Raw genomic sequence first — 19690 nt, 5'->3', positions numbered from 1 at the left:
CTTAAGATACAAAAAGTGGTGCCATCAAAAAAATCTTCATGGCACCACTTTGCAAAGTAGAGGTACTAAATCCCCAAATCCATCTCATCAAGTAGGGCTTGATCTTCAGCAGATAGTAAGTTACTCGCCGATTCTGCTTGCTCTTGCTCGTTGAGCCTTCTCTCATAAATTTTGAAGAAGGGGAAGTAGATAGCAAAAGAGGCTGCCAACTGCAAAGCATTAACCACAATGGAACGCGGATCAAGATTGGTCAAGAATCCTTCTAGGAAGACACCCACATAAGGCGGTGTGAAAAAGGAAGGGGTGAGCATGTGCAGTGACACCGCAAAAGCATCAAAGGTACCCACAATGCCACCGCCAATGACATACGGGAAGAAAAAGAGTGGATTCAAAACAACAGGTGCTCCAAAAAGAATGGGCTCATTGATGCCAAAGAGCATGGGAATGAAAGCGACACGACCAATCTTTTTAAGCATATCGTTTTTGGAGAACATGCACAGAAGTACAAGACCACCCGTGATACCAGTACCCGTAAAGTTGCCAAATGCGCTCATAGGTCCAGGACAGAAGAAATGCGTCATTGGCAAATTAGCTTGGTAGTTGGCAATATTTTCAGCCAAAAACTGAGTGGAAATGGGGCTGGTGATGGGACTTAAAACAGAAGGATGGATGCCAAAGAAGAAGAGGAGGCAGTTGAGCATACGCAGGAACAATACAGCAAAAGGATTATCCATCGATCCAACCAGCGGCGCTAATATAACCGTGAAAATTAGTGGGGGCATAGTCCCCAATACATTGACGCAGAAGATACGAATAATCAGGAAGAATCCAATAATAATCACGGAAATAGGAATCATCTCAAAGGAGCGGGAGACAAAGTCAGGCACCTGATCTGGCATTTTAATAGTGAAATTTCTCTTTTTGCACCAGCGAAATAGCTCGACAGCTATCAAGGTGCCAAACATACAGGCAAAAAGGCCCTTGGGTCCCAAGAAAGTTGTATTGATACCACCATCTTCGGTGTAGTCCACTGCCAAAACTAAGAAGGAAATAACACCCATGGAGATACAGCCAGGAACATCTAGACGGTAGGACTTGGCCAAGTGATACGCCATGATCGCCGAGGCATAAAGAGACATGAGAGCCATGCCCACTTTATAGGGAATATAAATAAGGTCCAGGTTGGCAAGGATTGCCTGGGAGAAGGCATTCTCCGTTCCAATCATATTGGGGATAGCCTCGGGAATCAGGCAGAAGGAGCCAATAATCAGGAGTGGGGTAAGTCCAACCATAGCCTTCTTGATGGCACTAAGATGTACTTCTTTGTCCATCCAGTTAGCAATGGGTGTTAGGTGCTTGTCAATCCAAGATTCAAATCCCATGCCGTGCTTTTCTGTTGCTTCACTCATTGTTTACCTCCCGTTCCTTGCAATATCAATTTTCTTAAGCTCAATGAGAACTTTTTTGAGGACGGTTGCCCCGTCCATCTGTCCATAGGTGTTAGAGTCCACAACCACCACAGGTACTTGACGATCGCCAAGCTGTTTTTTTACCGAGTCAAGCTTATGAGCAATCTGAGGTCCTAAAACAATGGCATCAACATCTTCAATCTCAGCGTCAAGCAAATCTACGGGGATGGCATCAAACTGGAAGTCATCCTCATTCAGCTTTGGGCTTTTCTTGACGGCTGCCTTCATGGAGTCCATGAGCATAGTCGTAGAGAAACCTCCTGCACAGCAAAGCACAATTTTCATTCTTACTCCCTACCTTCCGCATCTCTTGCCTCAAACACATCTACAAGCTCCTCGATAAGGTCTCGAGCAAGCTGGGATGTCATATAGTGATCCTGCGCATGTACTTCAAGCAATGATATGGACGGTGCATCAGCTCCATCAGTGCGTAAGGCAGCAGAAATCATCGCGGACTGAGCATTATGCGCTTCTAAATCCGCCTTCTTTGCCTCTGCTAAAAGCTCGCGCGCAGCATCGTATTCCCTTGTCTTGCACTTGCGAAGTGCCTCAAAGGTTTTGGTCTTGCTCACACCAGACGAAGAAATCATCAATAGAATCTGTTGTTCGTCTACAGTCATTGCGTTTCCTTTCTCTGACCCTCAGGAGAGGCAGCAAATCTAACTTAAGTTCAAAGGAAGTTTCTTCGTAGTCGCTTAACGGTGAATAAAGTCTGTAAAGGAAGCAATATCTCTTACGGCAAGTCTTGTGGCTATAGATGTCACCGCGCGAGCAGTCGCCTTGATATCTGCAATAGACGCTAGGCTAATGCTACTGTGACAGTAGCGAATAGGTATCCCCAATACCAACGCCAGACACCCCGTCCCCACCATGTGAGCTAAGCCTGCATCGGTACCGCCTCCACCAAACATGTCAGACTGGTAGGGAACATCCACGGCTTCCAAATTATTGCGAACCCAATTTAACAGAGCACGATTAGGTGACATGGTCTTGTCGTAGAGCTCCAACATAAGGCCCGCCCCAAGGTGCCGATGATTCTTAAATCCTCTATCAAGTTCAGAATGATTGGCCACATCTACTGCTACTACGAGGTCTGGCTGAACAAGCTCACAACAAAGCTTGCCTCCGCGGGTTCCCACCTCCTCGCTGGAGGTCACAGCAAAGTAAAGGTCGTTGGTAGGCGTACCCATTGCACGTATGGACTCCATGGCTTGCGCCAGTGCTGTGATGCCAGCTCGATCGTCCATTGCTTTGCCGGACACTACACCCTCTGAGAGCTCGTAGGGTTCGGTAGCCCAGCAAATCATATCTCCCTCGGATACACCTAGTGAACGCACGGCCTCTTCACTATCCACGCCTAAATCCACATAGACATCCTCAACCTGCCCCGTCATGTCGCGAGTGGTATTCATTACACCGCGGATTTTCTTGCCAGAAGCTGTAGTAATCCTCACCTGCTGCATGTCTTGACTCTTTGCCAAAGGATTCCCTACTGGATGGGCATAAACCATACCTATGGGAGAAATATGACGTACCAAAAAACCAACTTCATCCATGTGTGCACAAAAAAGAATCTTGACGGGATTCTCGTTTGTACTATGCATATGAAAGACAAGGCTCCCTATTCCATCAGTCATGACCTCATCTGCTAATGGCTTCATGAATTCGCGGGTAATGTTACGAATCTCCCCCTCATCTCCTGCCACAGCATCTGCTGAGCATAGCTTCATGAGGATTTGCTCAATCTGCATAATTTACCTCCGCCCGCTCAAAAACCTTAATGAACTCACGACCATCCACCACCGACATCAGGCGATTAACCAACTGACGATTACGCATAAGGGCATAAAGCCTACGAGCAATCGGCTGATACATGTTGATATGCTCTTTTCTAAGGCACACAAGAAAGATAAGACATACCTCCTTGCTGCCATGAGTCAAACCGTGCTCCACTACACAGACTGATACAACATCCTGATTGCCAACTGGCTCCATAGGATGAGGTATACAGACACCATTGAGATAAACGGTAGATGCATACTGCTCGCGCTCTAAAACTAGGTCATGAAAGCCTGATTGAGCTAGTCCACAATCCACCAATTCTTTAGCCATACGACTCACAACGCTGGTGTAGTGGTTGATTTCTGAGGAAGGGGTTAGTCGTCGAAAGAAATCGGCGCGGAAAGGAATTTTGGTTTGGGATACTGAGGTCTTGCCATCTTGGAGTTCACCGTAGCTGATAACTTCATTAATACTAGAGATTTCCTCTTGGCTTAAAACCTCACTAATCTTGATAACAGGAGCTTTGATTGAGCTGCCAAGGGGTATCATACTCAGCACCAAATCTGGTGAAAAAGACTTGATGCCCTCTATATCCAAATAGGAGAAGGTGCGGACATCTGCCACAGGAAAGATTTGCTCAAACTGAAGCTTAGCTAAATAAGCGCCCCCTGCACCAGTTGTGCAAGCCACTGCCACGCGAGCAAAATCGCGCAAACGGTTCTGTCGCTCGCGTTCGTTATGAGCCGCAAGATGAGCAGTTACAAGGCTTATCTCATCATCCGTCACTTCAACATCAAAACACTCCTGAAGACGCTGACAAATAAGCAGAGCAAGATCTACATTTGAAGGATTAGTAATGGTCAATTCCTCGCCAAATGCACACTGATAAGCAACATTACGCGATAGCCTACTAATAAGAAGAGCTAGATGATTGAGAAGCATTGTCCGAAATGCATTGTCTTGCATATAAGTCGTGCCATGAGATGAATCCCACTCAGTGAGAAAGTCACCCATCATATGGGCGATCTCTCCCTTAAGTTCATATCCACCCCGCTGCATTCCATCCGTCAACCTACAAAGAACCTCATCCAGATAGGTGATTGCTGCAGAACTAAGCTTTACATCCGTTGCCTCGCGAATTGCACTAATCAAATCAAAAACCAGCGAGGTACAAGCTTGTAGTGGTTCTTGATGCCCATAGCTATCATCGCTATCCCGTCGATCCAAGCCATTCACTTGCATGTAAACAAGTATCTTGAGAAGCGCGAGAAGTCGATTAAACTCAGGATAGTTCACGTAGATTCCCGCTGCGGCAAGAGTGTGGCGAAGTTCACATGCAATGTGGGAAAAAACGTCAGGAAGACTGGAGTCAACCACATTTCGCATGAAACAATCATTGTTGGCATAGCGGGTGGTTAGGAAACTAACCCTCGTAGTGAACTCACCTTTTATACGCACGCCCAGATGAGGGCGTCGCTCCATAGTAAAACCTTCTTCTTTTGCCAGAGATTCCGCTTTATCCAGCGCTGCAATAATTGCAGTTCTTCCCACACCAAGTGTCTGAGCAAGACTTTCAGCACTTACATAGTCTGTCTTTATTGCAAGTACTTGGAGTACAAGTTGCGGAAGTTCGGAAGGGGTAATTTCAGAACCCATGCGTAGCCTCTGTAGGTACGCATCAAATGCACTTGAATTGCTTATTCGAATAGTAGAGCCGACACCACGCTTTGTCAGAAGCAAGAAACCATGCTCAGAAGACGCAGAACGTAAGGTTTTTAGGTCGTTCTGAACAGTTCGCACAGACACACCAAGCTCCGCCGCAAGAGTTAAGTTGTCCACTGGCATCGTTGCTTTAGAGAGTCGCTCTGCAAGTCGAACCAAGCGCATGGTGCACCTCCTTGCAAACAGCATAGACGAGCTGTACCCTCACATTTAGGATAAATTTTGTTCTAAATGACGCAAGTTATATTTCAATTGCCTGAAGTAAACCAGGATACAGGTATAGCCACACACAAAAGAGATTGAGGTCTAACTTCATTCATCTTTTGATAGATGTGAGCGCACTTGATACAATTCCATCAACGTTTCAAAGAGAAAAACTGCTTCTACCCGGCTAAGAGTCCGTTAAGAACAAGACGGCAATCATCGCGTATGATGACGTGCAAATCAAAGACATTGCATAGGCTGGATAATCTCGACCGTTCGACCGACGAGCGCTTCAAGCGTGTATCCGACTACACGGAGACCCACAAGATAGCAAGTCAGAAGGGCTTTACTCTTGGCGAGTAGGAGAGCAGAACGTTCAGCATTTTGCATTAATCGTTCTTGATAGATTTCCCGGACGTCTCTGCTTTCTCGTCCGTGATCCATGGGCAAACCTTGAACGCTTCAACAAGGCCTTCGATATCCCTCTTGTCTTCATCGGAATCAGTCCAGCCAAACCTGATTTGAGCAGGGTGAATAGAGCAGAAGGCGCCGCCTAAATATCCGTTCGTCATAACTTCGATGACACTCTTGTCAGTCACCTTTTCCAAATGGAAATCGCATATCTTCGTCGCGGGAATCATCATGCATACAAGCTTATCTGAGTAGCGCGGCACGCCGATTACGCAAATGCGCTCCCAGCCGTTACCGCCTAGCTCACAAGCACAATACACTTTAGTCCCGGGCGCAAAATGACGCGTTCCATGAACAACTCGATGGTCTTTTCCAACAATATTCCTGTCGACAATCTTGCCGACTAGACACCATGCCCACTCGGGCACAACAGGGGCATCGCCTACACAATTACCCAGTTTCTCGTAGTACTCGCAAGGATTCACCGACATCGGCAAGTCTGTAAATTGCGCGTCAAATACACGAGTAACACGCCAAATTCCGCTCACAGTCAAAGCGAAATCAACAGCCTTAAAAGGTTTTGAGTCTTCGCAAGCTTTTGCAATGAGGCTTTCGGGTGGGCGCGGAATCCCAGCTTCATCTTCCGAGTCGAGAACCCCTAAACAAACAAGCCGATTATCAAAGAAAATTGCTCGCCAGCAAGCATGTGCGTTCTCGTTTTGCCAGTACCGCTCTGCCGGTTCAAGCCATATATCATCAAACCATTGCTGGGTAGCCCAGTTAATGCCGAGAGATTCCTTGAAGCCATCGATGATATGATCGAGCTCTTCCTGCGTAATGGGAGGAGTAAAGATCTTCAACTTCCCGTTTTCCGTCCAGACCGAAGCAGCATCCCGAACTGGAGAGGGCATAATTTTCTGGACACCAAGTTAAGGGTGAAAGGTGTGGAGAGGGCATAATTTTCTGGACACCAAGTTAAGGGTGAAAGGTGTTCGGGATGACCCAAAGAAGGAAGCGCTACGACAAGCAGTTCAAGGTCGCGGCCGCTCGGGTGGTGCTGAGCGGAGAGATGAGAGTCGTCGACCTCGCAAAGGAGCTTGGGATCAAGGATTCCACGCTCAGACGCTGGGCTCAGGAATACGAGGAGATGGGCGATGCCGCCTTTCCCGGCAACGGAAGCCCCAAGGTCAACAAGGACTACGAGATCGTGAAGCTCAGGAAGAAGGTCGAGGAGCTCGAGCGCGAGAACGAGCTGCTAAAAAATTTCCGGGCCTTCTTGAGTCAAGACCATGCGTGAGGTGCGAGTTCATCAAGGCGCATAGGGGCGAATTCGGCCCCATCAGGAAGGCATGCGAGATCCTCCGCGTTTCCAAATCCGAGTACTACGACTACTTGAATAGGCCCAAGTCGAACGCGCAGATAGAGCGGGAGGCGCTCGAAGGGTTCGTCGCCGAGAAGTTCGAGCTGCACAAGGGCCGGTACGGCTACCGCCGCATCAACCGCGAGCTCAGGCGCGACGGGATAGCCGTGAGCGAGAAGCGCGTCCTGGCCGTCATGCGCAGGCTGGGCCTCCAGGCTAAGGGCACGACGAGAAAGCACAGGCGAGCGAAGCCGGTCGAGAAGGGCGATCCGCGCGTGAACCTCATCAACCGCGCCTTCGACGTGGACGCCAGGAACAGGCTCTGGGTCGGCGACATCACCTATATCGATACCGACGAGGGCTGGCTCTACCTCGCGGCCGTGATAGACGCGTGGCATCGCAAGGTCGTCGGATGGTCGATGTCGGACAGGATCACGGAGAAGCTGGCCATCGATGCGCTTGAGCAAGCCGTCGGAAGGGAGGATCCGCCGGATGACTTCTCGCTGGTGTTCCACGACGACCAGGGGTCCCAATACACCTCGCGCGCATTCCAGAGATGCCTCGAGTCGCACGGGATAGCCCAGTCAATGTCAAGGCCTGGAAATCCGTGGGACAATGCGGTGGCCGAGTCGTTCTTCAAGACGCTCAAGCGAGAGCTGATAAATGACAGAAGATACAAATCCAAGGACGAGGCGAGGCAGGAGGTGTTCAAATACATCGAGCTCTACTACAACAGGCAGCGGTTGCATTCCAAGAACGGATATATGGCGCCTTGCGACTTAGAGCGAGATGCCGCCTGAAGATGCTTAAATAATTGTCCAGAAAACCTTGACCACTCCAAAGTCCCGGTACGCTAGACTGTCCAAGAAAATGTCCGCAGTCCCTCAACGCAGTACGAAGAGAGCGAGAACGGGCCAAAACGCCGAACTACACAGACGCCGGCCGCCGCAACAAGACAATAAATAACAGCGATTAACGTATCCAAAGGTACGGCCCCATAGTTTGCAGACATCTATATATTACAGACCAGCAGCCTCTGGGCTTAGGAGCCTAAGCGGTGGCCTCGCGAACGCTCTCGTCTCATTAAGCGCAACCGTTCGGTCGATTACCCCAGCCCTGTCCCTACCCAAATATCAATGAAACAGATGTGACCAGATTTGGTGGCGTCACGCCATTCTTGACCGCAATGATGTTGTCGGCAACCGTCATGCCCATTCGCAGGTTTGTCTCGTACGTAGCCGATCCGGCATGGGGCGTAACAAGGACGTTCGGCAAATCAGCAAATGACGGAGCGGGCCCCGGCTCCTGCTCGTGCACATCAGTCGCATATCCCATTAGTTGGCCAGATTGCAACGCCTTTTCCAGGGCTTCTTTTCTGATGATTCCCCAGCGCGAGGTGTTAACAAGAATTGCGTCTTCTCGCATCATCCTTAACTCTTTGGCGCCAATCAGGTTGGTGGTTGATGCAGTAAGCGGCGTATGAATAGTCACGATATCGCTTCGCTTAAGCAAATCGTTCAAACCCGTGAACATCAACCCCGTCTTTGCCGCATCGGGCCGCTGACGAATGTCGTTTCCCAGGATATCCATGCCAAAACCCATCGCGCGCCGCGCAACAGCAAGGCCAATGTCACCCACGCCAATGATGCCAATCGTCTTGCCATATAGACTGTGCCCAGCACGCTTTTCCCAGATACCAGCCTTGAGGTCATTGTTCATCTGGGTAATGTGCCGCTCAAGATCGAGGATGAGGCCTAACGTAAGGTCTGCTGTCTCCTCAATGTTGACACCAGGGGCATTCACGACCATAACGCCCTTGTCTGTCGCCGCCTTGTAGTCAATGCCATCTATGCCGCGACCATGCCGAGCAATGACCTTCAGCTTTGGCAGGGCGTTAATCACGCGTCTCGACATGCCGTCGCCGCCAAGAATGACGGCATCGGCATCCCTTGCGCAGCCAATCTTCTCGGCATCGGTCAGCACGCGGCTATGCTTAATGATCTTTACCTCGCAGCCGGCATCTTCAAGCCGTTGTTTTGGCTCCGTCGTAAAGACGCCAAACGTTGCGGCGAAAGAGACAACTTTGAAGGAGGCGTTTTGCATTTCCAAGACTCTTCTTCTTGAATAAAAAATCTGAACAGAAGTATAAAACTGGTCAGCAAAAATCGGGCCGGGCCATTTCCTCAGATTGGCCCGGCCCCATCTTGCCACCTTGCTGCAGACAACTAAATCATTTCGAGCATCGCGCGGTGAAGCCTCTTCCTAGCAATCGGGTCCTCGCTATTGAAATGGCGCGACCCAGCAATATAGCGCTCAAGCGCTTCGAGGTTCTCCTCCTTGGAATCGATGCCCAAGTCCGAAAGTGTAAGCGGCATTTCCATGCTTCTCAGCATGTTCTTCAGGCCATCCTCTTCTTTCTCAAGCCCATTGAAATACAGTTGGCAGAACAGGCCAACGGCAACGATCTCCCCGTGAAGGGACTGCTTTGCCTCTTCGGTAAAGAGCGTTCGCACTCCGTCATATATCACATGGGCAATCTGAGTTTGGTTATATCCCCTCGTAGTGTTAGAGATAACGCCGGTAACGGGCACCGCGGCAAACACAACATCTTCCAGGGCCTTAGTTACCCGGCCAGCCCTGTTGTCCTCAATAGCCTGCTGCCAGCGGCTATTAAGAACGTCGTAGGTGTAGCACGCGATGTTATATGCGGTATACAAATCGATATCCGTCGCCATTAGGTCAAGATTTGGCCTACCATTCAGTATCTCAATCTTTTTGGCCATTGCATCGACAATCCCAGCGGCAAGATACCGGGGCGGACATTGGGCAATCACGTCGAGGTCTATGTAGCAGCCATTGACCTCATGCCCATAGCGCCACGTAACATCCTTGGCCCCATTCGGCGTGTACATTACGCTCGTGCATGCCCCCGGTGCACACTGAGCAACATTGGTGGGAATGAGAGTTGCGCCAACGCCGCGCAACTCGGCAGTTGCCTTTGCAAGATCGATTATCTTGCCGCCGCCAATGCCAATGATTTGTTTTGCGTCAATTTCTGCCGCCCTGTCGCTGAGTTCCCTGGCTCCCTCGGCGCAACAGGCACCCTTCCAGATCACAAGGCTTGTTTCGATTTTTGACTCTTCAAACACGGGAACAAGACGGTCTCTCACAGCTCCCCATGAGCGCTCGCCAGCAATCACAAGAGCCTTATTGCCAAAGCGAGACAACTCATCTCCAAGCTGCTCCAACAGGCCTGACGCCTGCCTGTACCGACCCATACCAAACTTAATTGCCGAGTCCCGCGAAGACAAATCCATTAGAACCTCCATGTAAACGAAACGGTTAATACGACGGACAGCCCATCAAGTCCTACGAAAGGTCGCAGGTACACCAAATCTCCTCGTTGTGATAGACCGCAAAGTCATCGAACCCGTAAGCCTCGGACTTGCAGGGCATGCCGTTGCACACATCTTCGAGAATGCCGTACAGCTTCTCGCCAAGAGAATCGATTGTGTCAGAGCCATCGATAACACCAGAGGTATCAAGATCGGTGTTATCCTTCATCGATTCGTACGTCTCGGGGTTACCCGTAACCTTAATCACGGGAATGAGAGCATTGCCCACGGGGTTACCGCGTCCGCTCGTAAAGATACAGACCTGTGCACCGCCAACGGCCATGCCCGACACGCTCTCGATGTCATATCCAGGCGTATCCATAATGACGAGGCCATTTTCAGACGGGATCTCGCCATATCCAACAACCTGGTTAATAGGTCCTGATCCCCCCTTGGAGATGCCTCCGAGGGCCTTCTCCTCGAGAGTAGAAAGGCCACCCTTCATATTGCCCGGGGTCGGGTTTGCTCCACGGACGTCAATACCGTTGGCAATAAATTGATGCTCGAGGTCTTGAACAATCGTGTAGATGTCGTTCCTGACCTTATCGTCCTTTGCACGCTCGCCAAGCAGGTGCTCGGTACCAATGAGCTCAGTAGTCTCTCCCAGCATCACCGTTCCGCCCTTGGAAATCAGGATGTCAGAGCAGGCGCCAACGGTTGGATTGGCGGCGAGGCCACTCGTGGCGTCAGACCCACCGCAATTGGTAGCGAGAACAATCTTGGAGGGCTCAACAGGGACGCGAGGCACAAGCCCCGCCTCGGCAACCATCTTCCGGGCGAGCGCAACGCCGTAGGCAATTGCCTTGGGCGTACCTCCAAGCTCCTGGATGGTAAACACTTCCACGGGCTTGTCAGAAAGCGAACGAACATGCTCAGCCAGCTCGTGCGGCTTAGTCGTCTCGCAGCCCAGGCCCACGATGATTGTGCCGTAGACATTCGGGTTTTGGGTGACATTCGCGAGGCAGCGACGCATGATATCGATGCCCTTGCCAATCTGCCCGCAACCCTTAACGTTGGGAAGGGCAACCGTCCCCTCGACCTGTGCGGCAATCCTCTTGACAGTGTTGTTTGCGCAGCCAACAGTTGACAGGATTAGAACCTTGTTTCGAATTCCGACCTTGCCGTCAGGCCTGACAAATCCGCTAATCATTGGTCTTAACGCTCTCGATGTTGTGGACGTGCACATACTCCCCACGCCTAATTGCGCAAGTGGCGCGCCCGATGGTTTGGCCATACTTAGTTACAAGGTCGCCCGGCTCCAAATCCAAATAAGCCAGCTTGTGATAGCGGTCAGCCGCCTCGAGCGCCTTCAGGTCGCCCACGACGGTTCCGTCCTTGCGCGTAACCGTAATCACGTCACCGCTCTGGACGGCGTCGATAACCGTGATGACGTTGTCCTTCTCGTTCATAAGCAAGGCGCGCTTATTCATGGCACTCCAATCAAAAGAAAAGGGCGGGCGGTATTGGTGCCCGCCCCTCGCCACTCTTACTCTTCCCAGACGATATGCTCTGGCCTCTCGCCCCTAGCCACAAGCTCGGCATTGGTAACGCAGATGTCGCCCATGCCCCCCAATGCCTCAACCGTGTAGGCGCCGATGTGCGGCGTGATAAGCACTCTTGGGTTATTGAGGAACGGGTCGTCGGAAGCAGGGGGCTCAACGCTTGTGGCGTCGATTGCGAGTCCCGCGAGCCTTCCGCTCGTCAGCGCGTCAACTACGGCAGACTGGTCGAGTATGTCGCCACGCGCCGTGTTAACGAGATAGGTCCCCGGCTTTATTCCAGCAAGAAACTTCTCATCAACAAGGTGGAAAGACGTTGGGTTAAGGGTTGCATGGAGCGTAATGACGTCAGACTCGGCAACGAGCGTGTCCAGATCTACATACTCGACGCCGTTCTTCTGGGCCCACGCCTCATCCGCCACGGGATCGTTGGCAATTACTCGCGCACCAAATCCATGGTGGAGAATCTCCGCAACGCGACTGCCAATATTACCGCAGCCAACAATACCAACAGTGCGGTTGCGAAGCTCAAATCCAACGAACTGACCTCGGTCGAGCCACCTGTTCGAGTCGACCGCGCGAATGCCAAGCCAGATTTTGCGAATCAAATCAATCATTTCGCAAACGGCGCACTCGGCCACGGCCTCTCGCTCCACAGACTTCTCGACCTTTGTGACAAAGCATCCACGCTCCCGCGCCGCCTCAACGTCAACGTTGTTGAAACCAAGACCGTCGCGAGCAACGAGCTTCATCTCCGGCTTGCACTCAAAGAACTCCCTGTCGAACTGAGGCGTTCCAGAAGTGATGATGATATTCGCATCGCCAACCGCCTCGGCGAGCTCCCTACCCCGACAGTCGCCAGGCACGCTTACGCGCCTCACGGGCCCGAGCTTCTCGAGTCGCTCCATGTGCTCGGGAATGGCATAGCCAAAAGAATTCGTGTTGGTGATCGCAATGCTCACACCGCTCGTATCCTGCCCCATGACTCATCCTTTCAAATGCAATCGGTCCGTGCTATTCCAGCATGTCATCGCAAGCGGCGGCGTACTCCTCGACCTTCTTCATACCAACCTTCTTCTCGACGATGTACCAAACGGCAATGAAGACGACGAGAATAATCGGAATGATGACAACAGGATTTGTGGTGCACGCCTTAAAGATGATGTAGGACATGATCAAGGACGGTCCGCAGAAGGAGCCGATGAGACCCGAGTCAAAGCTCAGGCCGGTGGCCGTAGCGAAGCCAGTCATAGCCTCGGCAGACCAGGTTCCACAGTAGAGAACCGAAGCCATAACAACGGTGCCGATGATAAGCGAGCGGAACATGTTGCCACGGCAAATGGCCAGGATGAGGCAGATGCGGAACGTGATGACCGCAAGGTCAGCGAACGGGAGCATGCGGTTGCCCGGCAGAATCACGGCAAGAAGAATGGTGATGGGGGTCATGAGCAGCGTCAGCGTAATGACGGACTCATCGCCGACGATGACGGCAGCGTCAAGGCCAATGTGAAGCTGTCGGCCGTTGAAGTGCTTCTGGCACCACTCGCCAGCCGCCTCGGACACGGGCATAAGGCCCTCAACGAAGATCTGGGTCATGCGGGGGATGAGCACCATGACGGCAGACATGTAAATACCAAGGGTGAAAATCTTACCCGGATCATAGCCGGCAAGCGCACCAATGACGCAGCCGAGGATAAGTCCAAGCATCCAGGGCTCACCGAAGAAGCCGAGATACTTGCGAACGCCAGACATATCGATATCGATTTTGTTGAGACCGGGAATCTTGTCGAAGAGCCAGTTCAGGGGAGCCGCAATGATAAGGGAGCTCTGAGCAGGCACATGAGGCAGCGAAACTCCGGGGATGCCATAGTAGTGAGACACAAAGGGCTGCGTCCAGTCGGCGAACTTGAACGTGATGATTGACATGATGGCAACGCCAATCAGGGCGTATGCAGGGTTGCCGGTCACGAAGAAGATCAGGCCACCACAGGTAAGCATGCTGTGGTAGTTCCAAATATCGATGTCCATCGTATCCGTCAGCTTAAGAACCACCATCACGATATTGACGGCAATAACCTCGAGCACGATAACGGGAACGAGGGTGCTTGCCCAAGCGGCCGACGCAAGAGCGCTCCATCCCACGTCGAGAACATCGAGCTGAATACCAACGGTATCAACCATGGCCTTTGCCGCGGGGCCAAGCTGATCCTTCATAAGCTGAACGACAAGGTTGATGCCTGCGAAGCCAATGGCAATCGTGACACCGGCCTTAAAAGCCTTACTCAGCTTCAGACCAAAGAGCAGGGAGAGAAGCGTGATGATGATAGGCAGCATCACGTAGACTCCGGCGTTCATGATGGCGTTAAACACCGTCATGAATCCATTCAGGAATGCGTCCATACTTCTTTAACTCACTTTCCTTTCAAACTGGTAACCCATCAAATCTATACAGACCTACAGTGCCTCTCCCGCCGGATACTGCCTACTTGACCGCGTCGAGAATCTGCTGCAGGACGGCCTTCTCGTTAATGCCCGTGAGCAGAGGAGTTCCCATGATCACCGGCGTCTGGACGGCACCCTTCTTGAACCTGCCCGAAGTAACCACAAGGTCGTAATCCTGGGCGAGATGCTCCACCTCCTGGACGCGGCACTGGTTGTACTTGACCTCAACGCCGTTCTCCTTGAGGTAGTCGGTCACCTTGTGTGCGACCATCGTCGACGTCACCATGCCGTTGCCACACGCAAACAAGATGCTTTTCATCTAGCTATCCTTTCTTCCTCCGCGACCCGTGCCGCGGTTTTAAACAACCTACGCAAGTTGACTACTCTGCGAATCGAGGAGCGAGGAGCTCGTAAGCCTCATGGGCATTGCTTTCGGCAAGTTTCTTGGCAAACTCCTGGTCCTGGATAACGCCGATGATCTTCTGAATCATCTCGAGGTGGGAGTGAGCCTCGTTAAGTGCAAGCATGAAAACGAGCCTCACGGGCGTCGTGGCGTCGGGGTCATCCATGCGTCGCCAATCCACTGGCTTGCGAAGAATGCCAACGCAGACCGCGGCCTCATTAGCGTTCTCGGCGTCGCAGTGAGGTATGGCCACGTTAATCTCGCCGACCTCGAGCGCCGTGGGATAGTTCTTCTCGCGCTCAGCCAAGGCACCCATATAGCTTTCCTTAACGCTACCAAGCTCATAAAGGTGGTTTGCCAGTACGCCCTCGACCTGGGCCGTGCTCTCGGGATTCTCAAGATCCAGAACGAGCGACTCGTTGAACTTAACTTCTGCCATCACTACCACCTCACGCGCTTCTCGAATTCGGAAATCTGGTGCGCCAGTGCCGAAGAGTTCATCTCTCTGATGTCTTGCTTGTCGAAAATGCCAGAGCCAATTCCAGCGTAAGAGCAGCCAGCATCGAAGAACTCTTGGACGTTGCCGCCGTTAACGCCGCCTACGGCCATGAGAGGTAAGTAATCCAGAGGAGCCTGCACGTCGCTAAAGTACTTGGGACCCAGGATGCCCGCGGGGAACACCTTCACGATGTCGGCGCCCTTGTCGAACATCTCAACGATTTCGGAGGGACTAAACGCCGCGGGGACCGTTACCACACCGGCGTCCTTCGCAATCTCAAAGATCCGGTCCGAGAAGTTGATAGGCGACAACATGAAGTGCGCGCCCGCCTTAACGGCGGCAACCGCGCGCTCTTCCGTCGTGACCGTGCCGGCGCCAATCTTTACCTCGGCACCGAACTCTCCGTTGAGCCTGTCGATAATGTCAGCAGCGCCCGGAGTGTTAAACGCAACCTCAACGGCATTGAGCTTCGTGCCAACGAGCTGCTCGACCACGCAGCGGCATTGCTCGTATGTATAGCCTCGAAGAATCACCGTCACCTTGGGAAAATCAGCATTCTTGTCAAACATCCAGCTCTTCTCCTCTCCCTGTTAGAACCAGAGCCATGGCCTGCAGTCATCAAAGCGTTTGTCTTTATAAATGCATAATTCACTAAAGCTGTGAATTACTGGTTTATATTTTCTTCACTTCTGATAAAGCAGTAAAGGTCAAATCCGTAAACGGCAAATTGCCAGGCTGATAACGCAAATTACCTGCATTTTATTGAAATGATAAAGCACCGTTTACCGAATACTAAATTTGAATTCTTTGAGATACCCCCCCCTACCACGTATTCCGCTTATTACAAAGTGCATATTTTCATTTTGCTTTTGTATATCTCAGCATTCATATGTTAAGCATCTACATATTTCCTCCATATTTCATGCTTAATGAGCGGTCGCAGACGCACACACTTTGCGAGGCGATACCATGGGCCTAGCCGCGTAATCGGGGTTTTCCTCATCAGCGGCGCCTATCAAGCGACTCCATCTATCGGGAAAGGGGACTTCCCATGCAGCGAGCAATTGACAAGTTGGAGCCCTTCCAGAGGGCCATCTCTAAGGCTCACCTTGCGGCGGCGGGTGTATCCATTGACTCTCTCGAGAATCCGGACAAGCCACTCATTGCCATTGCCAACAGCTGGAATGAGCTCTGCCCCGGCCATGAGCCGCTGCGGCAGCTTGCCGCCGAGGTCAAGAAGGGAATCTTGGAGGCTGGCGGCGAACCCATTGAGTTCAACACCATTGGCATGTGTGATGGCGTGGCGCAGGGCCATGCAGGCATGCGCTACTGCCTGCCCCACCGCGACCTTATCACGGACTCGTGCGAGGCCATGATCGTGGGCGAGGGGTGCTTTGACGGCGTTGTCTATATGGGTAGCTGTGACAAGATTATCCCCGGCATGCTCATGGCCGCGGCGCGCATCGACCTGCCCGCCGCCATCGTTACCGCAGGCCCCTGCTATGACGAGATCAAGCCGTCCGAATCCAAGGCCCTGCGCGCTCGCTTCCTGGCGGGAGAGGCCACCGAGCGCGAGGTCATCGAGGGGACGCTTCGTTACTACACGGGTCCCGGCATCTGCCCGTTCTTGGGTACGGCCAACACGATGGGGTGCCTCTGCGAGGGTCTGGGCATGATGCTACTCTATGGCGCCTTGTGGCCCTCTTCGACGAGCCAGCGCAGGTTCTCCGCCAGGCGCACCGGTGCGGCCGTTGTTGACCTTGTGCGCAGGGGCATCAAGCCAAGCGACATCATGACGCAGAGTGCAATCGACAACGCCGTGGCCCTGCTTGCCTCCATTGGCGGCTCGCTCAACGCGCTTATTCACCTGCCCGCGCTGGCAGACGAGCTTGGCCTTGAATGTACGTGGGCCAAGGTTGCGGAGGTTACCTCGCGCACGCCCGTTGTCTGCAGCGTGGTGCCCAACGGGGATATCTCGTGCATCAACCTGTACAAGGCGGGTGGCATTCCGGCGGTTCTCAAGACTATCGAGGCGAGTCTCGACACGAGCGTCATGACGGTAAGCGGCAAGACCATGGCCAGCGAGCTTGCAGGCGGCATCCCCGTTGATCGTTCGGTTATCAGGACGCAGGACGATCCGGCCTCGGTTGCCAACGGCATCCAGGTTCTCTATGGCAACCTGGCCCCGGAGGGAGCGTTGGTCAAGACGAGCGCCGTTCCGGCCAACCAGCACGTGTGGAGCGGCCCTGCCATGGTGTTCAACTCTGAGGACGAGGCGTTTGCAGCCTATAACGAGCACCGCATCGCTGCTGGTACGGGCGTTGTCGTGCGCTACGAGGGCTCAAAGGGCGGGCCGGGTATGAAGGAGCTTCACCGCGTGACGGAGATCATGAAGGGTATTCCCAACTCTGCCGTGATCACCGATGGTCGCTTCTCTGGTGCCTCGGGTGGTCTGTCCGTTGGCTACCTGTGCCCCGAGGCGCTCGACGGCGCGCCCATTGCGCTTGTGGAGGATGGCGACATCATCCACATTGACCTGAGCCGCAACCTCATTGAGCTTGAGGTGAGCGAGGAAGATTTGGAGCGTAGGCGTGCGGCGTGGGAGCCGATGATTCACGAGAACGGCGGAAGACTCCTTGCTCGTTATGCCAAGCAAGTGGGATCCGCAAAGACGGGTGCCGTTCTCAGTTAGAGACTCATTTTCCGTTGGGACTGCGGACTAAAAGCTGGACCATCCAGCGATGGTCGGATTGGAGTGGTCAAGGTTTTCTGGACAATTATTTAAGCATCTTCAGGCGGCATCTCGCTCTAAGTCGCAAGGCGCCATATATCCGTTCTTGGAATGCAACCGCTGCCTGTTGTAGTAGAGCTCGATGTNCGGGCTGCGTTCCGTCGGCGCTGACCAACCGGGAGAAGGCGACGGTGGCGGAGAGGCTGTCGGGTAGGTTCGGCGCGGCCGCGGCGCGCGGGAGGCTGGGCCTGGCCCGGTCGACCTACTACCACCAGCTCGGGGCGATGACCAGGCCGCCGGCCAGGCCCTGGCTCGACGCCGAGGTCAGGCGGGCCTTCGAGGGCGACGGGCGCGGGGCCAGGGGCTACCGCTTCGTCCGCGAGGTCGTCGCGCGCAGGGCGGGGCCCGTGTCGGAGAAGCTGGTGCGGCGCTCGATGCGGGAGCAGGGCCTGAGGCCGGTCTGGCTGAGGAGGAGGCGCCGCTACAGCTCCTACCGGGGCGAGGCCGACGCCGGGGCGCCGAACCTGCTGCTGAGGGAGGACGGCACGCACGACTTCTCCGCGTCCCGCCCCAACGAGCGGTGGGCCTCCGACATCACCGAGTTCGCCCTGCCCTGCGGCGACAGGGTCTACCTGTCGCTGGTCGTCGACCTGTTCGACGGCAGGCCCGTGGGCTGGGCGCTGGGCACGTCGCCCGACGCGGACCTGGCGAACTCGAGCCTCGACGACGCGATATCCAGGCCGGCGCCCGGCGAGGCGCCGCTGCTGCACACGGACCGCGGCCGCCACTACCGGTGGCCGGGCTGGAAGGAGAGGTGCGAGGCCGCCGGCATCGCGAGGTCGATGTCGAGGAAGTCGACGAGCCCCGACAACGCCGCGTGCGAGGGCTTCTTCGGGACGCTCAAGAACGAGGCGTTCCACGGCAGGGACTGGGAGGGGTGGACTGTTTCTGTCAAGCGATAGGTGAACACAGTGGCACGCACAGATTGGACACTTTGGCAGACATGCCGTGATTTCTAGACTTCCGCCTTCCCGAGCATCAGCGCAGCGTCCATTCGGTGGCTGTTGCCGCCGAATTCCACGAGTCGGCCATGGTGCACGATGCGGTCGATCATCGCGGCGGCAAGCTTGTCGTCGCCCAGTATCGTGCCCCATTTCCCGAACTCGATGTTGGTGGTAAGTATCATGCTGCGCGTCTCGTAGCATAGCGACACCACTTGGAACAGCAGGCGCGAGCTCTCGACGTCGAGCGGCACGTAGCCGAACTCGTCCAGTATTACCAGGTCGTTCCTGGCGATGTCCCTCATCGTCGCCTCCAGCGCGTGCTCGCGGTTTGCCTTCGCCAGCGACAGCGCGAGCTCGGCGGCGGTGTAGAACCTCACGGTCTTCCCCGCCATCACCGCGGCGTTGCCCAGCGCGATGGCCAAATGGGTCTTACCCCGGCCGGTCTGGCCGTGGAACACGAAGTCCTGCGCCATATCGATGAACGACAGCGACTTGAGGTCCTCCACGGAATACCCCTCGGGGAGCACCACCTGCGAGAAGTCGTAGCCCTCGAAGGATTTCCCCTGCGGGACCCTCGCCCGCCTGTACAGGCGGGCGCGCCTGTTGCGCTCGCGCACCTCCAGCTCGTGTTCGATCATCCCGACAACGCTCCTGAGCTGGGCGGCGTTGGCTTCCGCGAGAAACCAGTCGATGGTGTCGTTGGAAAAGTACAGGCTGCGCGCCAGCCCGCGCAGCGTCTCGGCGTCGCTCTTGGACCTGATGGGCATGG

General features: G+C 53.7%; 20 protein-coding genes and 1 pseudogene. 5 read left to right on the top strand and 16 right to left on the bottom strand.

Going from position 1 to position 19690, the window contains the following annotated elements; all coding sequences use genetic code 11:
* Positions 1–65: 65 nt before the first annotated feature.
* The 5 genes from BN4314_RS05350 to BN4314_RS05330 form a co-directional block, all read right to left on the bottom strand.
* A complete protein-coding gene (locus BN4314_RS05350; protein ID WP_021735733.1) occupies positions 66–1409 on the bottom strand; it encodes a PTS sugar transporter subunit IIC in 1344 nt (447 codons plus the stop codon).
* A gap of 3 nt (positions 1410–1412) precedes the next feature.
* Positions 1413–1754, bottom strand: a complete 342-nt coding sequence (locus BN4314_RS05345; RefSeq protein WP_021735802.1) for a PTS sugar transporter subunit IIB — start codon at positions 1752–1754, stop codon at positions 1413–1415.
* Between the two features lie 2 nt (positions 1755–1756).
* Positions 1757–2089: a PTS lactose/cellobiose transporter subunit IIA gene (locus tag BN4314_RS05340; RefSeq protein ID WP_068540207.1), complete on the bottom strand. Its 333-nt coding sequence runs from the start codon at positions 2087–2089 to the stop codon at positions 1757–1759.
* 75 nt (positions 2090–2164) lie between these two features.
* Positions 2165–3220 carry a M20/M25/M40 family metallo-hydrolase gene (locus tag BN4314_RS05335; RefSeq protein WP_068540206.1) on the bottom strand — a complete coding sequence of 352 codons (1056 nt, stop codon included), beginning with the start codon at positions 3218–3220 and terminating at the stop codon, positions 2165–2167.
* On the bottom strand, positions 3210–5138 hold the full coding sequence (locus BN4314_RS05330; protein ID WP_068540205.1) for a BglG family transcription antiterminator: 1929 nt from the start codon (positions 5136–5138) through the stop codon (positions 3210–3212). The genes BN4314_RS05335 and BN4314_RS05330 overlap by 11 nt, the downstream gene beginning before the upstream one ends.
* A 264-nt stretch (positions 5139–5402) precedes the next feature.
* Here BN4314_RS05330 and BN4314_RS08105 point away from each other — a divergent pair, with 264 nt between their 5' ends.
* Positions 5403–5540, top strand: a complete 138-nt coding sequence (locus tag BN4314_RS08105) for a hypothetical protein (RefSeq protein WP_021735808.1) — start codon at positions 5403–5405, stop codon at positions 5538–5540.
* Between the two features lie 26 nt (positions 5541–5566).
* Here the strand turns inward: BN4314_RS08105 and BN4314_RS05325 are convergent, their stop codons facing one another.
* Positions 5567–6448 (bottom strand): hypothetical protein, encoded by an 882-nt coding sequence (locus tag BN4314_RS05325; RefSeq protein ID WP_068540204.1) that lies wholly within the window; start codon positions 6446–6448, stop codon positions 5567–5569.
* A gap of 137 nt (positions 6449–6585) precedes the next feature.
* On the opposite strand from BN4314_RS05325, the pseudogene BN4314_RS08285 reads away from it, so the two are divergent.
* Positions 6586–6825: pseudogene (locus BN4314_RS08285) on the top strand (transposase); the annotation flags it as partial.
* Positions 6714–7748, top strand: a complete 1035-nt coding sequence (locus tag BN4314_RS05315; protein ID WP_232309758.1) for an IS3 family transposase — start codon at positions 6714–6716, stop codon at positions 7746–7748. The pseudogene BN4314_RS08285 and the gene BN4314_RS05315, both read left to right, overlap by 112 nt.
* 322 nt (positions 7749–8070) lie before the next feature.
* On the opposite strand, the gene BN4314_RS05310 is transcribed toward BN4314_RS05315, so the two are convergent.
* From BN4314_RS05310 to BN4314_RS05270, 9 genes are all read right to left on the bottom strand, one after another.
* Positions 8071–9051 carry a phosphoglycerate dehydrogenase gene (locus BN4314_RS05310; protein WP_068540202.1) on the bottom strand — a complete coding sequence of 327 codons (981 nt, stop codon included), beginning with the start codon at positions 9049–9051 and terminating at the stop codon, positions 8071–8073.
* A 122-nt stretch (positions 9052–9173) separates the two neighbouring features.
* Positions 9174–10265: an iron-containing alcohol dehydrogenase gene (locus BN4314_RS05305; protein WP_068540201.1), complete on the bottom strand. Its 1092-nt coding sequence runs from the start codon at positions 10263–10265 to the stop codon at positions 9174–9176.
* Positions 10266–10317: 52 nt separating this feature from the next.
* Positions 10318–11493 carry a UxaA family hydrolase gene (locus tag BN4314_RS05300; RefSeq protein WP_068540200.1) on the bottom strand — a complete coding sequence of 392 codons (1176 nt, stop codon included), beginning with the start codon at positions 11491–11493 and terminating at the stop codon, positions 10318–10320.
* Entirely contained in the window at positions 11486–11773 is a 288-nt protein-coding gene (locus BN4314_RS05295; RefSeq protein ID WP_068540838.1) for a UxaA family hydrolase, read from the bottom strand. The genes BN4314_RS05300 and BN4314_RS05295 overlap by 8 nt, the downstream gene beginning before the upstream one ends.
* Positions 11774–11829: 56 nt before the next feature.
* Positions 11830–12825, bottom strand: a complete 996-nt coding sequence (locus tag BN4314_RS05290; RefSeq protein ID WP_068540199.1) for an NAD(P)-dependent oxidoreductase — start codon at positions 12823–12825, stop codon at positions 11830–11832.
* A gap of 31 nt (positions 12826–12856) precedes the next feature.
* Positions 12857–14242, bottom strand: coding sequence for a PTS galactitol transporter subunit IIC (locus tag BN4314_RS05285; RefSeq protein ID WP_082911173.1), 1386 nt, complete (start codon positions 14240–14242; stop codon positions 12857–12859).
* An 82-nt stretch (positions 14243–14324) separates the two neighbouring features.
* A complete protein-coding gene (locus BN4314_RS05280; RefSeq protein ID WP_068540198.1) occupies positions 14325–14603 on the bottom strand; it encodes a PTS sugar transporter subunit IIB in 279 nt (92 codons plus the stop codon).
* Between the two features lie 61 nt (positions 14604–14664).
* On the bottom strand, positions 14665–15126 hold the full coding sequence (locus BN4314_RS05275; RefSeq protein ID WP_068540197.1) for a PTS sugar transporter subunit IIA: 462 nt from the start codon (positions 15124–15126) through the stop codon (positions 14665–14667).
* Positions 15127–15128: 2 nt separating this feature from the next.
* Entirely contained in the window at positions 15129–15755 is a 627-nt protein-coding gene (locus BN4314_RS05270) for a bifunctional 4-hydroxy-2-oxoglutarate aldolase/2-dehydro-3-deoxy-phosphogluconate aldolase (protein WP_068540196.1), read from the bottom strand.
* A gap of 482 nt (positions 15756–16237) precedes the next feature.
* On the opposite strand from BN4314_RS05270, the gene ilvD reads away from it, so the two are divergent.
* Positions 16238–17878, top strand: a complete 1641-nt coding sequence (ilvD, locus tag BN4314_RS05265) for a dihydroxy-acid dehydratase (protein ID WP_068540195.1) — start codon at positions 16238–16240, stop codon at positions 17876–17878.
* On the top strand, positions 17785–18879 hold the full coding sequence (locus BN4314_RS05260) for an IS3 family transposase (RefSeq protein WP_148424865.1): 1095 nt from the start codon (positions 17785–17787) through the stop codon (positions 18877–18879). The genes ilvD and BN4314_RS05260 overlap by 94 nt, the downstream gene beginning before the upstream one ends.
* Before the next feature lie 53 nt (positions 18880–18932).
* Here the strand turns inward: BN4314_RS05260 and istB are convergent, their stop codons facing one another.
* On the bottom strand, positions 18933–19688 hold the full coding sequence (gene istB, locus BN4314_RS05255) for an IS21-like element helper ATPase IstB (protein WP_187369551.1): 756 nt from the start codon (positions 19686–19688) through the stop codon (positions 18933–18935).
* Positions 19689–19690 lie beyond the last annotated feature (2 nt).

The organism is Olegusella massiliensis (assembly GCF_900078545.1).
In the GTDB taxonomy this organism is placed as follows: domain Bacteria; phylum Actinomycetota; class Coriobacteriia; order Coriobacteriales; family Atopobiaceae; genus Olegusella; species Olegusella massiliensis.
This window is presented reverse-complemented; position numbering and strand designations above follow the sequence as displayed.

Coding starts and splice junctions, on each gene's coding strand:
- BN4314_RS05300 (WP_068540200.1), bottom strand. CDS start 11,493: ATGATTAGCGGATTTGTCAGGCCTGACGGCAAGGTCGGAATTCGAAAC.
- BN4314_RS05285 (WP_082911173.1), bottom strand. CDS start 14,242: ATGGACGCATTCCTGAATGGATTCATGACGGTGTTTAACGCCATCATG.
- BN4314_RS05295 (WP_068540838.1), bottom strand. CDS start 11,773: ATGAATAAGCGCGCCTTGCTTATGAACGAGAAGGACAACGTCATCACG.
- BN4314_RS05350 (WP_021735733.1), bottom strand. CDS start 1,409: ATGAGTGAAGCAACAGAAAAGCACGGCATGGGATTTGAATCTTGGATT.
- BN4314_RS05275 (WP_068540197.1), bottom strand. CDS start 15,126: ATGGCAGAAGTTAAGTTCAACGAGTCGCTCGTTCTGGATCTTGAGAAT.
- BN4314_RS05290 (WP_068540199.1), bottom strand. CDS start 12,825: ATGGGGCAGGATACGAGCGGTGTGAGCATTGCGATCACCAACACGAAT.
- BN4314_RS05335 (WP_068540206.1), bottom strand. CDS start 3,220: ATGCAGATTGAGCAAATCCTCATGAAGCTATGCTCAGCAGATGCTGTG.
- BN4314_RS08105 (WP_021735808.1), top strand. CDS start 5,403: ATGATGACGTGCAAATCAAAGACATTGCATAGGCTGGATAATCTCGAC.
- istB (WP_187369551.1), bottom strand. CDS start 19,688: ATGCCCATCAGGTCCAAGAGCGACGCCGAGACGCTGCGCGGGCTGGCG.
- BN4314_RS05345 (WP_021735802.1), bottom strand. CDS start 1,754: ATGAAAATTGTGCTTTGCTGTGCAGGAGGTTTCTCTACGACTATGCTC.
- ilvD (WP_068540195.1), top strand. CDS start 16,238: ATGCAGCGAGCAATTGACAAGTTGGAGCCCTTCCAGAGGGCCATCTCT.
- BN4314_RS05305 (WP_068540201.1), bottom strand. CDS start 10,265: ATGGATTTGTCTTCGCGGGACTCGGCAATTAAGTTTGGTATGGGTCGG.
- BN4314_RS05340 (WP_068540207.1), bottom strand. CDS start 2,089: ATGACTGTAGACGAACAACAGATTCTATTGATGATTTCTTCGTCTGGT.
- BN4314_RS05270 (WP_068540196.1), bottom strand. CDS start 15,755: ATGTTTGACAAGAATGCTGATTTTCCCAAGGTGACGGTGATTCTTCGA.
- BN4314_RS05280 (WP_068540198.1), bottom strand. CDS start 14,603: ATGAAAAGCATCTTGTTTGCGTGTGGCAACGGCATGGTGACGTCGACG.
- BN4314_RS05310 (WP_068540202.1), bottom strand. CDS start 9,051: ATGCAAAACGCCTCCTTCAAAGTTGTCTCTTTCGCCGCAACGTTTGGC.
- BN4314_RS05330 (WP_068540205.1), bottom strand. CDS start 5,138: ATGCGCTTGGTTCGACTTGCAGAGCGACTCTCTAAAGCAACGATGCCA.